This is a genomic window from Armatimonadota bacterium (assembly GCA_031432545.1).
Lineage (GTDB): Bacteria > Sysuimicrobiota > Sysuimicrobiia > Sysuimicrobiales > Sysuimicrobiaceae > Caldifonticola > Caldifonticola tengchongensis.
On record JAVKGX010000016.1, the window covers coordinates 20,667 to 33,014 of the forward strand.

A 12,348-nucleotide genomic window follows, 5' to 3' on the forward strand; every position below is an offset into this window, starting at 1 on the left:
AGGACGGCAACGAAGAAGAACCCGCCATGGTAGCGTACCTGGCTTGGCGGCTCGTGCACCTGATCTTCGTGCTGCTCGGGCTGTCGATCCTGATCTTCCTGATCACGCGGGTGATGCCGGGGGATCCGGCGCGTCTGGCTCTGGGAGCCCGGGCCTCGCCCGAGGCGGTGGAAGCCTTCCGGGCCCGTATGGGACTGGACCAACCCCTGCACGTGCAGTACCATCGGTGGCTGGCCCACGCCTTGCGCGGGGACATGGGGATGTCGATCTTTACGCGGCGTCCCGTAGCCCGCGATGTCCGCGAGTTCCTGCCCGCTACCCTGGAGCTGATGTTGTTCGCCGGGGTGGTTATGATCGTCGGAGGCATTCTTCTCGGCATCCTGGCTGCCTGGCACGCCAACTCTTGGATCGACAACGCCGTACGTCTGCTGGCCTACGTCGGGGTCGTCACACCGGCGTTCGTCTTCGCAATCGTGCTTCTCCTTGTCTTCGGGTACCTCCTCGACCTGCTGCCGACGGCCGGGCGCCTGAGCGCCGGGGTGCGCCCGCCACCTGTCGTCACGGGGATGATCACCGTCGACAGCCTGCTCGCCGGGCAAGTGGCCACGGCGTTCAATGCCCTGAAACATATGCTGCTGCCCGGATTGGCGCTGGCGATGGCCGGCCTCTCGCAACAAGCTCGGATCACCCGCGCCAGCATGATCGACAACTTGCAGCGCGACTACATTCTTGCAGCCCGAGCGGCCGGTATCCCGGAACGCGTGGTCATGACCAAGTATCTTCTGAAGCCCTCCCTGATTCCCACGGTCTCCATCTTGGGGTTGGACTTCGCCGCGCTCATGGCCAATGCGTTTCTGGTGGAAATGATCTTCAACTGGCCCGGGCTTTCCCGCTACGGCGTCAACGCGATGCTCAGCAAAGACCTAAACGCGATTACGGCCGTGGTGCTTGTGATCGGCGTCGTGTTCATGTCCGTCAACATCGTCGTCGATCTGATCGTCTCCTACCTCGACCCGCGAATCCGCTTGAGGAGCGGGCAGTGAGCACAACCTCCGTGGCTTCCAAGTCGTTTGTGGCCCAGCGGGCGGATGCGCTGGGCCGAGGGTGGTACAGATTCTCGCGCAACGTGCTGTCCGTTGCGGGTCTGGCGATCGTCACCTCGATCATCTTTGCTGCCATCTTCGCGCCGTACGTCGCTCCGTACCCCCACCATGCTGCCGCCTACGTGGACTTTAGCAGCGCGAGCCAGCCTCCCAGCTGGCAGCATCCATTCGGGACGGACAGGGTCGGCCGCGACGTGCTGTCCCGGGTGGTCTTCGGATATCGATCTGCGCTGTTGATGGGAATCGTCGTGCTCGCGCTGGTGGTGCCCGTAGGTGTTTTCCTTGGCTTGGTGGCTGGGTATTTGCGTGGGAGCTTTCTGGACGCCGTGATCATGCGCACGACGGACGTCTTTTTGTCTGTGCCGCCACTGGTGCTGGCTTTGGCCATGACCTCGTTGCTGGCGCCGACCCTGCTCAACGCGATGATCGCGGTATCGTTGATGTGGTGGCCCTGGTACACGCGTCTGGTTTACGGTATGGCATCGTCTCTACGGAACGAGTTTTTCGTCCAGGCTGCGGAACTCACCGGCGCGGGCAGGGCCCACATCCTGTTTCGGGAGTTGCTCCCGAACTGCGTATCGCCCATCTTGACAAAGATGACGCTCGACATGGGCTGGGTGATCCTGATCGGGGCGGCCTTGAGCTTCGTAGGACTGGGGGAGCAGCCGCCCCGGCCGGCGCTGGGGACGATGGTGAGCGAAGGCGCCCGGTACCTGCCGGACCTGTGGTGGCTGAGCCTCTTTCCCGGGCTTGCGATCATGGTCGTCGTGCTGGGCTTCAACCTGTTGGGTGACGGCATCCGCGATTGGCTCGCGCGGGAGGAGGTCTGAGTGGCTGCCCCACTGCTGGCGATCCGCGACCTGCACGTAGCTTTCGAGGTCTACGGAGGTGCACTGCGGGTCGTGGACGGCGTCGGCTTGGAGGTGTTGGAGGGCGAGAAGGTCGGGCTCGTAGGCGAGACCGGGTGTGGGAAGACGACGACGATGAAGGCGGTGATGGGACTCCTGCCGCGACCGCCGGCGCACATCACGGCGGGTCAGGTTCTGTTCGACGGGCGCGACGTGTTGCGCATGCCTTCTCAACAGCTGCGCGCTCTGCGCGGACGGCAACTCGCCATGATCTTCCAGGACCCGACGGCCGCCTTGAATCCCGTTTTCACCATCGGAGAGCAGATGATGGATGTAGCCCGGTACGGTCGTGACAGAGTATCGGAGTCCGAAGCCAGGGCCCGGGTTCTGTCGGCGCTGGAGGAGGTAGCCCTGCCGGATCCCGCCCGCATCATGCGCGCGTATCCATTCCAGTTAAGCGGGGGGATGCGCCAGCGCGTATGCATCGCGATGGCTCTGATCAACCGGCCGAGGCTGCTAATCGCCGACGAGCCCGGCACGTCCCTTGACGTGACGATCCAGGACCAGATCCTTCGCCTACTTAATCGGATCGTGGAAGACCACAAGATGGCGATCTTGCTAATCAGCCACTCCCTCGGTGTCGTGCGGGAGTGGACCGACCGCGTTTACGTGATGTATGCAGGAACGATCGCAGAGACGGCTCCGACCCCCAACCTCTTTGCCACGCCGCGTCATCCCTACACGCAGATGCTCATGGGGACGGTTCCCAAGTTGAGCGGTGGCGGGGTTCCCGAGGGCATCCCCGGCCGCATCCCCGATTACATGCGGCCGCCACCGGGATGTCGTTTCCACCCCCGGTGTCCTCACGTGATGCCGGTGTGCCGCGAAAAGAGACCGCCCTTGTACGACGTCGGTTCGCGTCACCAGGTGGCTTGCTGTCTCTACCAGGAGGAGCGGCAAACGGCATGACTGGTGCCAACGAGCTCTTGCAGGTCACGGACCTCCGGAAGTACTTCCCGGTTGAGATTCCGCGTGGCTCCGGGTCGGGCGTCGGTGCGTTCGTCAAAGCCGTGGACGGCGTGAGCTTTACCGTTCACGCCGGCGAGACCCTGGGGCTGGTCGGCGAGTCGGGGTCGGGGAAGAGTACGGTGGCCTATACGGTCATCGGTATGTACCGCCCGACCGGGGGAAAGATTTTCTTTCGGGGCCAGGACATCGGGCGAGAAGCGAGCCGTCGGCACTTGGGCCTCAAAAAGGACATCCAGATCGTATTCCAGGACCCGGGTTCCTCCCTCAACCCCCGCCGTACGATCCGACAGATTCTCGAGCTGCCACTTCGGGTCCATGGGCTGGCACGGGGAAGGCGCGAGGTCACCGAGCGGGTCGCTGACCTGTTGGAAACCGTAGAACTGTCCGCAGACTACATGGACAAATACCCTCCCGCCATCGGGGGCGGTGAGCGGCAGATGGTGGCAATCGCCCGTGCGCTTGCCACAAACCCTGCACTCGTGATCCTCGACGAGCCGACGTCCGCTCTCGATGTGTCCGTCCAGGCCAAGGTCGTTCGCCTGTTGATGCGGCTGCAGCGCGAGTTCGGTCTCACGTATCTGTTCATTACCCATGATCTAAGCCTGATGCGCAACGTCGCGAGCCGTGTCGCCATCATGTACCTGGGCAAGATTGCTGAGGTGGCGCCGACCGACCGTTTCTTCGCTCAGCCGCTCCACCCGTACACGCAGATGTTGCTCTCTGCCATTCCGGTAGCCACGGAGGCGGAGGAGGCTGTGCGTCCAAGGAAGGTCGTGTCACGGGGAGAGATCCCGAGCCCCGTCAACGTACCCACCGGGTGCAGCTTCCACCCACGTTGCCCCATGGTCATGGAGATCTGTAAGGAAATCGACCCGGTCGCGGTGGAAGCGGCACCGAGTCAGTGGGTGAGGTGTCACCTCTACTACCAGCACCGCGTTCGGACGACGGGGCGCGCCCAGAACCCGAGAAGGGAGGCACAGTCATGACAGGCATGACCCGCCGTATCCTATGGATCAACCCGGTGGGAACTCCTATGTGGGACCAGGAGATCGCGTCGCTGCTGCAACAGGAGGCGATGCCGGGTACGTACGTAGAGGCGCGATCGCTCCCGCGGGGACCCCACCACCTCGAGTACCTCTCATACGATGCCCAGGTGGTGCCCGACGTGCTCCACACGATTCGGCAGGCGGAGCGGGAGGGGTTCGATGCGGCGGTGGTCGGCTGCTTCTATGACCCGGGCGTTCGCGAGGCGAGGGAGGTTGCGGAGCGGATCGCTGTCGCTTTTCCGTGTGAGTCGTGTGTCATGCTGGCCGCCACGCTGGGCGACCGCTTTTCGGTCATCGTGGGACGCGAGAAGTGGATCCCGGCCATGCGAGAGAACGTCTGGCGGTACGGGATGGAACGGCGGCTGGCATCCTTCCGTGCGGTGGGGCTGGGTGTCCACGACTTTCAGCGTGACCCACCCGAGACGGAGCGCCGCCTTCTCGCCTCTGCCCGGGCAGCCGTGGACCAGGATGGCGCAGAGGTCATCATTCTCGGGTGCACCATAGAGTTTGGATTCTTCCGCAGCCTGCAATCACAACTCGGCGTGCCCGTGCTCGACGCCACGGTGACACCATTCAAGGTCGCCGAGCTGCTGGCTGAGTTGAAGCAGCGATTCGGGTGGTTACCCAGCAAGGTCGGCGGCTTCGAAAGCCCGCCGCCGCACGAGGTGGAATCCTGGATACTCCCCCAGTATGAGGCAGCCGCGGGTCGGTCGTGAGGATCGAGATCCGTTTACCATCGCAATCGTCGGCGAGGCCCTGCGGACGATCAGCGAGGAGATGTTCGCTGTTCAGGGCCGGGTGAGCCAGAGCCCGGTTATCTACGAGGTTCTCGACTACGCTTGCGGTCTGACGGATCCGGTCGGCTCTCTGGTCGCACAGGGCCAGGGTGTGACTGGGTTTCTCGGCACGCTGTCCGCGGCCGTTCAAGAAACGCTCTCCAAGTTCGGCAGGAAGCTGAGCCCCGGCGACGTGATTGGCACCAACGATCCATATGGAGGAGGAGGAACCCATCCCTCGGATGTCACGCTTGTGGCGCCTCTCTTTTACGAAGGCGAACTGGTGGCTTTCGCCGCGAGCAAAGCCCATTGGACCGAGCTCGGCGGCAAGCACCCAGGCTCCTGGACAACCGACGCCGTCGATGTGTACCAGGAAGGCCTCCTGATTCCTTGCATCAAACTGCTCGGATCCGGCCGTCCAGCGCAAGGACTGCTGGAGTGGATCGCAGCCAACGTGCGCCTTCCGGAGATGACGTTGGGTGACCTGTGGGCCGGCGTGGCAGCCTTGCGTATAGCGGACCGGCGCGTCGGCGAACTCTGCCGGCGCTTCGGAAAGGCCACGGTGCGCGCGGCGATGGCACACCTGCTGGATCACTCCGAATGTCTGGCTCGCCGGGAGCTACGCAAGCTCGCGCCGGGATGTTACCGGGCACAAGACTGGGTGGATGATGACGGCGTCGGCAACGGCCCTTTTCCTGTGTGCGTCGAAGTGACGGTGACTCCGGAGCGCTTCGTCTGCGACTTCACGGGCACACATCCTCAAGTACCCGGTCCGATCAACTCCACGTGGGCGACGCTGCTGAGTTCTGTCCGGCAAGCCTTTTTGGGCGTCGTCGGTCCGCAGCTGCCGGTGAACGACGGATGCTTCCGAGCGGTGGAGGCCATCTGCCCGCCGGGCACGCTCTTCACCGCCCGCAAACCGGCACCGGTGTCTGCGTACTGGGAAACCGACGGCTTGGCGACAGACCTCGTCTGGAAGGCACTCGCTCCCGCACTCCCGGACCGGCTTCCAGCTGGGCACTTCCTCTCCGTATGTGCCACGATCATAAGCGGTTTGCACCCCGACACCGGTGAACTGTTCTTGCTCGTGGAGCCGCAGCCGGGCGGATGGGGCGCCGGTTGCGGCAAGGACGGGGAGAGCGGCTTGGTTTGCAGTGGTGACGGGGAGACCTACGTTGTCCCGGCCGAAGTGTGCGAGGCGCGCTACGGGGTACGGGTGGAGGAGTTCGGCTTTGCGATCGAAGATGGAGGTGCCGGGCAGTTTCGGGGTGGTCGGGGAGTTGTGCGGGAGTACCGCGTGGTGGGCCCCGAAGCGTTTTTGACGGTCGCGTTCGGCCGCCACCGGTTTGTGCCATGGGGCGTCGCCGGCGGGCGAGACGGGTCGCCTAACTATGTCGAGGTCTTTCATACGGATGGGCGGCGCGTCAGATTCGGAAAGTGTACCCGGTATCGGCTGGGGCGCGACGACCGGGTCCGCTTGGTCACGGGAACCGGGGGGGGCTGGGGCGACCCGTCGTCACGTGACCCGGCGCGCATTTACGAGGATCTCCGCAACGGAATCGTCACCGTGGAACAATCGCGCCGCGATTACCCGCACGCGATGCGGGAAGTTACGCTTGAACCGAGAGGGAAGCCTCGTCTGCCGGGCAGGAAGAATGCTGCCCGGCGTGGGGCGACCCGGCGATTCCATTCCGGATAAGGATCTTGTATCAACGGAAACCAGCCACGGGCGCGGCTTCCCTCCCAGCATCTCGGCGACACTCCCAAGGGTACGGTGCTTTGACGCCTATCCGTTCGCCCCTGTCGGTGGGGGGGTGGGGCCGCACGCCCCGAGCGAGGTCTGCAGCGTACCGAGTCCAGGATCCGGGCAGTCCGCGGAGGGGTTCGGCTTGGGAGGACTCTTGGTGGAGACGAGCGGATTCGAACCGCCGACCTCCTCGTTGCGAACGAGGCGCTCTCCCAGCTGAGCTACGTCCCCACGCGGGGACTATTCTAGCAGCTCGTGGGGAACGCGCAACGATGAGGTCGGTGTTGTTATGATGGGATAGCGTTCGACCACAGGGGGACCGTATGGTCAGAGTCGGCGATCCGGCACCCGACTTCAGCGCCCGCGACGACGCCGGCAACGTGGTGCGCCTGGCCGACCTGCGAGGACGGCGGGTGGTCCTGTACTTCTATCCGAAGGACGACACCCCGGGGTGCATCAAGGAGGCCTGTTCGTTCCGGGACGCGATGGGCAGACTCCGGCAAGCGGGCGCCGTCGTGCTGGGCGTCAGCCCCGACGGCGTGGAGTCGCACCGGCGCTTCAAGGACAAGTACGGGCTGGACTTCCCGCTGGTCGCCGATGAAGACCACGCCCTGGCGGAAGCGTACGGAGCGTGGGTGGAGAAAAACCTCTACGGGCGAAGGACCTGGGGCACGGCGCGCATGACGTTCTTGATCGGACCCGACGGCCGGGTCGAGCACGTCTGGCAGAAGGTGGATCCCGAGGGGCACGCCGAGGAGGTCCTCGCAGTGCTCCAGCGGGGCTGACCCGGCCAGGCCGTCGGCCGGCTCGGGGCAAGCACGACGACCCCGTGCCGGTGAGGGGAGCAACGGATGGAGCCGTCCCGGCCACGCAGCACGAGGAGGACGCCCCGACGCCCCGCGCGCCAGGGCCAGACCTGGGCGCGCTGGCTGCTGGTCTTCTCGGTGGCGGTAGCCGCAGCCACGGGGCTGGCGTTCATCACGGTCGCGGCGGTGATCGCCTCGGTCCGCAACAGCCTGCCCGATCTGTCGGCTCTGTACCGCCCGCCCAGTCAGACGTCCCGCGTGTACGCTGCCAACGGCGAGCTCATCGCCAGCCTGTATCAGGAGAACCGCGCCTACGTCCCCCTGGCCCAGATCCCGCAGGTGCTGCAGCAGGCGGTCATCGCGATCGAGGACGAACGGTTCTACCACCATCGGGGCGTGGACCTCCGGGGCACGGCGCGGGCTGCGTGGCGCAACCTGACCCGCCAGGCCGTGGTAGAAGGCGGCAGCACCATCACCCAGCAGCTGGCGCGCAACCTGTTCCTGACGCAGGAGAGGACGCTGGAGCGGAAGGTCCAGGAAGTCCTGCTCGCGATCGAGATCGAGCGTCGCCTCACGAAGGATGAGATCCTGGAACGGTACCTGAACGAGGTGTACTTCGGCCGGGGCGCCTACGGCGTGGAGATGGCCTCACGCGTGTTCTTCGGAAAGGGAGTCCGTGATCTCGGCCTGCCGGGCGCCGCCTACCTCGCGGGATTGATCCAGGCACCGTCCCGGTACGCACCGCCGGAGCGCTTCGAGGCCGCCAAGCGGCGCCAACGCCAGGTTCTGGCACAGATGCGCGACCTCGGGTTCATCACGCCCAGGCAGGCCGAGGAAGCCGGGCGAGTTAGGCTCGCGTTACGCACGGGGCCGGCGAACCTCGGCATGACCGGAATCCGGGCCCCGTACTTCGTCTCCTACCTGATCCCGTTCCTCGTCCAGCGCTACGGCGAGGAGACGGTCTACAAGGGCGGGCTGCGGATCTACACAACGCTGGACGTCACGATGCAGCGGATCGCCCAAGAGACGATCACACGAGGTGTGGCCGAGGCGCGCGCGGCTGGACTGCGCATATCCCAGGGCGCGCTCGTGGCGATCGACCCGCGCACAGGCCACATCAAGGCCATGGTCGGCGGAACCGACTTCCAGACCTCGCAGTTCAACCGGGCCTGGCAGGCCCGACGCCAGCCGGGATCGGCCTTCAAGCCCTTCATCTACGTGGCGGCGCTCGAGGCCGGCGTCTCGCCGGACCAGCCACTGCTGGACCGTCCGGTGGAGTACCGGATTGCGGGGTTCGGCTACTGGCGACCGAAGAACTACGATGGGACCTATTGGGGTTCGGTGCCGCTGCGGCGCGCCCTGGAGCACTCGCGGAACATCCCGGCCGTGCGGATGCTCGCCGAACTGGGGCCGCAGACCGTAATCGCGACCGCCCGCCGCATAGGTATCCGCAGCACGCTGCAGCCCAACCTGTCGCTGGCGCTGGGGACGTCGGAGGTGACGCCCCTGGAGATGGCCTCCGCGTACGGCACGCTCGCGACCAACGGCATCTACACCCAGCCCATGGCGATCACCCGCGTGCTGGATGCGTCCGGCAGGGTCCTGGAGGACGTCATCCCCGAGCGCCGCGTTGCACTGGCCCCAGAGGTCGCGTACGTGATGACCGATATCCTGCGCGGCGTGATCGCGCGGGGCACGGGCCGCGCTGCGGAGATCGGACGTCCGGCCGCCGGAAAGACGGGGACGACGGACGACTACCGCAACGCCTGGTTCGTGGGCTATACGCCGAACCTGTCTGTCGCGGTGTGGGTCGGCAACGACGACAACACGCCGATGAACAGGGTGACCGGCGGCACCGTGCCGGCGCGGCTGTGGGCACGGTTCATGCGGGCCGCGCTGCACAACGTAGCGCCGCTGCACTTCGAACGCCCCGCCAACGTCGTCGAGTACCGCGTGTGCGTGCGGCAGTCCGACGACGGGGGCTGCGAGGCGTACGCGACGCACGCCTACATCCGGGGCACGGCCACACCCGCACCGCCGCCGGTCCAGTCGCCCACACCTGCGCCGCCCCAGTCCTCCGACAACGGGGCGGTGGTGGGGCAGGTCGCGATCCTGCGGCCCCCCAACGGCGCGGTGGTCGCGTCTCCGTTCGTCATCGAGGGTCGGGTGCCCCCGGGCTGGACGGCGCGGCTGGTAATCGTCATGGAGGGAGGGCCGATCGCCATCCGGGTAACCGAGACCTCCCTCCCGGTGGGTCCGGACGGTGGCTTCGGCTACACGTTCGAGTCGTCGCTGCGGTTCTCGGGGGCGCGATACGTCATCACGGTCACGACGACCGGACCCGACGGAACGACCTCGACGGCGACGGTCACCGTAACGGAGCGGTAGCCGCAGCCGGACGTTTCGGTAAGCTGGAAGCAGGCGGATCCCCCCTGAAGCGGTGGCGAAGATGGCCGGTCACTCGAAGTGGCACAATATCCGCATCAAGAAGGAGAAGATGGACAGGGTGCGGGGGCGGCTGTTCAGCAAGCTCACCCGCGAGATCATCGTCGCCGCGCGCGAAGGGGGCGGCAACCCCGATGCGAACATCCGCCTGCGCAGCGCGGTGGACCGTGCCCGTGAGGCGGGGATGCCCAACGAGAACATCCAGCGTGCGATCGCCCGGGGGACCGGCGCGGTGGGTGGAGAGCACTACGAGGAGGTCACCTACGAAGGCTACGGCCCCGGCGGCGTGGCGATCCTGGTGCGGGCGGCCACCGACAACCGCAACCGGACCGCTGCGGAGGTACGGGCGGTGTTCAACAAGCACCACGGCAGCATGGCCGGTGCCGGCGCGGTGGCGTGGATGTTCGAGCCCAAGGGGGTGATCCAGGTCGATCGGTCGGCCGTCTCCGAAGAGGATCTGGTGCTCCGTGCGATCGACGCCGGCGCCGAGGACGTCCGAACGGAGGGCGACGTCTTTGAGGTGCTGACGTCGCCCGCCGACCTGGCTCGGGTGCGCGATGCGCTCACCGCTGCGGGCGTTCCCGTCCAGTCCGCCGAACTGTCGCAGATCCCCCGGTCGACTGTCAGCGTGGCCGGCGGAGACGCCGAGCGGCTGCTGCGGCTGATGGAAGCGCTCGAAGACCTGGACGACGTCCAGCAGGTCTACGCGAACTTCGACATGCCCGAGGAGATCCTCCAGCAGGTCGGGTGACCCCGCAGTGCCTCCCACCGGCCTTGCAGGCGTTGCGTGCCCGACGGGAGAATCAAACAGAAGTTTGGGGAACGCGGGAGCGATGCCGTGGTCGTCGTGGGTCTGGATCCCGGGCTGAGGGTCACCGGATACGGCGTGGTTCGCGCGTCCGCGGAAGGATCTGTCCTGCAGGAGGCCGGCGTCATCCGTACGTCCGGCGGCACCCTCCAGGCGCGGCTCGTACAGGTCTACGCGGACGTCGTGGGGCTTCTCTGTGAGTTCCGGCCGGACCTCGTCGCACTGGAGGACGTGTTCAGCCACACCCGTTTCCCCCAGGCCGCGATCTCGATGGCGCACGTACGCGGGGTTTTGTGCCTCGCGGCATCTGTGGCCGGCGTGCCGGTGCAGGCGATCGCGCCCGCGGCCGTGAAGCAGGCGGTGTGTGGGAACGGCCGGGCTCCGAAGGCCCAGGTGCAGGCGGCCGTGCGGACGCTGCTGGGCGTGAGGGGGCGGCTGGACAGCCACGCCGCGGACGCGCTGGCGCTGGCGACAACCGTACTGCGGCGACGGGGGTTCGGCGGCGGGTGGGGCACGGGAGGGGAAGTCGGCCCAGGCCCGGGATTGAAGGCGGTGACCGACCGGTGATCGCCTACCTGAAGGGCCGGGTGCTCCGGCGGGACGAGACCTCGATCGTGGTCGAGTGCGGGGGGATCGGCTACGAAGTCGTGCTCCCTGCCTACCTGGCCGCGCAGATGGCGTCCGGGGGCGCACGCGATGAGGTCGTGGAGCTGTTCGTTTCCTACCAGGTCAGCGCGAACCAGCCGAGGCCGGTGCTGGTGGGGTTCTTGCGGGAGGCGGAACAGGAGTTCTTCGAGCGGTTTATCACCGTAGACGGGCTCGGCCCGGCGAAAGCGGTGCGGGCGATGGCGCGGCCGGTCCACGAGATCGCGGACGCGATCGAGCGCAAGGACGTCGCCTATCTGCGACGGCTGCCCGGAGTCGGCACGCGGACGGCGGAGAAGGTGGTGGCCGCGCTGCACGGCAAGATGGGGAAGTTTGCGCTGCTGCGAGATGCCGCCGCGCCCGCACAACCGCCGCAGCGCGCCGACATCCAGAGCGAGGTGCTGGAGGTGCTGACGCGCCAGCTCGGGCACCGGCCGGCGGAGGCACGGCGGATGGTTGAGGAGGCGCTACGGCGCAACCCGGCCGTCGCGACGGCCGAGGAGCTGTTCCAGGAAGTGTACCGGGCGCACAAGGAGATCGGATGAGACCGGGGATCGGCCGCGACCGCCTTCTTGAAGAGGCAGCGGGGACGCAGTCATGACGCGCGAACGGTTCACAGCCGGTCAGGTACCGCTCGAGGAGACGGGGTTCCTGCGGACGCTGCGGCCGCGGACGCTGGACGAGTGCGTGGGCCAGCAGAAGGTTCGCGAGGGCTTGCGGATCGCCATCCAGGCCGCCCGATCGCGCGGCGAGGTGCTGGACCACATCCTGCTGCACGGGCCGCCGGGGCTGGGCAAGACGACCCTGGCGAACGTCGTCGCCGCGGAGATGGGCGCCAACCTGGTGCAGACGTCCGGGCCGGCGCTGGAGCGGGGCGGGGACCTGATGGGCATCCTCACCAACCTCAACGAGGGCGACATCCTGTTTGTGGACGAGATCCACCGCCTCAGCCGCGCCGTCGAGGAGTTCTTGTACCCGGCGATGGAGGACTTCTGCGTCCACTTCACCCTCGACAAGGGCGCGCACGCCCGTACCCTGCGCTACGCGCTCAAGCCCTTCACCCTGATCGGGGCGACGACGCGCGCGGGGCTGCTG

At 66.6% G+C, this 12,348-nt stretch carries 12 protein-coding genes and 1 tRNA gene; 12 read left to right on the forward strand and 1 reads right to left on the reverse strand.

Features of this window, described 5'->3' with window-relative positions; all coding sequences use genetic code 11:
- The first annotated feature begins 26 nt into the window (after positions 1-26).
- From QN163_10570 to QN163_10595, 6 genes are read left to right on the forward strand one after another with little or no spacing between them, the layout of a single operon-like run.
- Positions 27-1,043: an ABC transporter permease gene (locus tag QN163_10570; GenBank protein MDR5684446.1), complete on the forward strand. Its 1,017-nt coding sequence runs from the start codon at positions 27-29 to the stop codon at positions 1,041-1,043.
- Positions 1,040-1,933, forward strand: a complete 894-nt coding sequence (locus tag QN163_10575) for an ABC transporter permease (protein MDR5684447.1) — start codon at positions 1,040-1,042, stop codon at positions 1,931-1,933. The genes QN163_10570 and QN163_10575 overlap by 4 nt, the downstream gene beginning before the upstream one ends.
- Positions 1,934-2,920 (forward strand): ABC transporter ATP-binding protein, encoded by a 987-nt coding sequence (locus QN163_10580; protein ID MDR5684448.1) that lies wholly within the window; start codon positions 1,934-1,936, stop codon positions 2,918-2,920.
- On the forward strand, positions 2,917-3,966 hold the full coding sequence (locus QN163_10585; GenBank protein MDR5684449.1) for an ABC transporter ATP-binding protein: 1,050 nt from the start codon (positions 2,917-2,919) through the stop codon (positions 3,964-3,966). Before QN163_10580 ends, QN163_10585 begins: the two co-directional genes overlap by 4 nt.
- Positions 3,963-4,742 (forward strand): aspartate/glutamate racemase family protein, encoded by a 780-nt coding sequence (locus QN163_10590; protein MDR5684450.1) that lies wholly within the window; start codon positions 3,963-3,965, stop codon positions 4,740-4,742. The genes QN163_10585 and QN163_10590 overlap by 4 nt, the downstream gene beginning before the upstream one ends.
- Entirely contained in the window at positions 4,717-6,501 is a 1,785-nt protein-coding gene (locus QN163_10595) for a hydantoinase B/oxoprolinase family protein (protein ID MDR5684451.1), read from the forward strand. Before QN163_10590 ends, QN163_10595 begins: the two co-directional genes overlap by 26 nt.
- Positions 6,502-6,704: 203 nt before the next feature.
- Here QN163_10595 and QN163_10600 read toward each other — a convergent pair.
- Positions 6,705-6,780, reverse strand: a tRNA-Ala gene (locus QN163_10600).
- A 92-nt stretch (positions 6,781-6,872) separates the two neighbouring features.
- Here QN163_10600 and bcp point away from each other — a divergent pair.
- The 6 genes from bcp to QN163_10630 all read left to right on the forward strand — a co-directional run.
- Entirely contained in the window at positions 6,873-7,334 is a 462-nt protein-coding gene (gene bcp / locus QN163_10605; protein MDR5684452.1) for a thioredoxin-dependent thiol peroxidase, read from the forward strand.
- 66 nt (positions 7,335-7,400) lie between these two features.
- Positions 7,401-9,743, forward strand: coding sequence for a penicillin-binding protein 1A (locus tag QN163_10610; protein ID MDR5684453.1), 2,343 nt, complete (start codon positions 7,401-7,403; stop codon positions 9,741-9,743).
- A gap of 61 nt (positions 9,744-9,804) precedes the next feature.
- Positions 9,805-10,551: a YebC/PmpR family DNA-binding transcriptional regulator gene (locus tag QN163_10615; GenBank protein ID MDR5684454.1), complete on the forward strand. Its 747-nt coding sequence runs from the start codon at positions 9,805-9,807 to the stop codon at positions 10,549-10,551.
- A gap of 87 nt (positions 10,552-10,638) precedes the next feature.
- The gene (ruvC, locus tag QN163_10620; GenBank protein MDR5684455.1) at positions 10,639-11,175 is read left to right on the forward strand and encodes a crossover junction endodeoxyribonuclease RuvC; all 537 of its coding nucleotides are present in this window, start codon (positions 10,639-10,641) and stop codon (positions 11,173-11,175) included.
- Positions 11,172-11,798 carry a Holliday junction branch migration protein RuvA gene (ruvA, locus tag QN163_10625; GenBank protein MDR5684456.1) on the forward strand — a complete coding sequence of 209 codons (627 nt, stop codon included), beginning with the start codon at positions 11,172-11,174 and terminating at the stop codon, positions 11,796-11,798. Before ruvC ends, ruvA begins: the two co-directional genes overlap by 4 nt.
- Before the next feature lie 52 nt (positions 11,799-11,850).
- Positions 11,851-12,348: AAA family ATPase (locus QN163_10630; GenBank protein ID MDR5684457.1), on the forward strand; the 498-nt coding region annotated here is incomplete at its 3' end.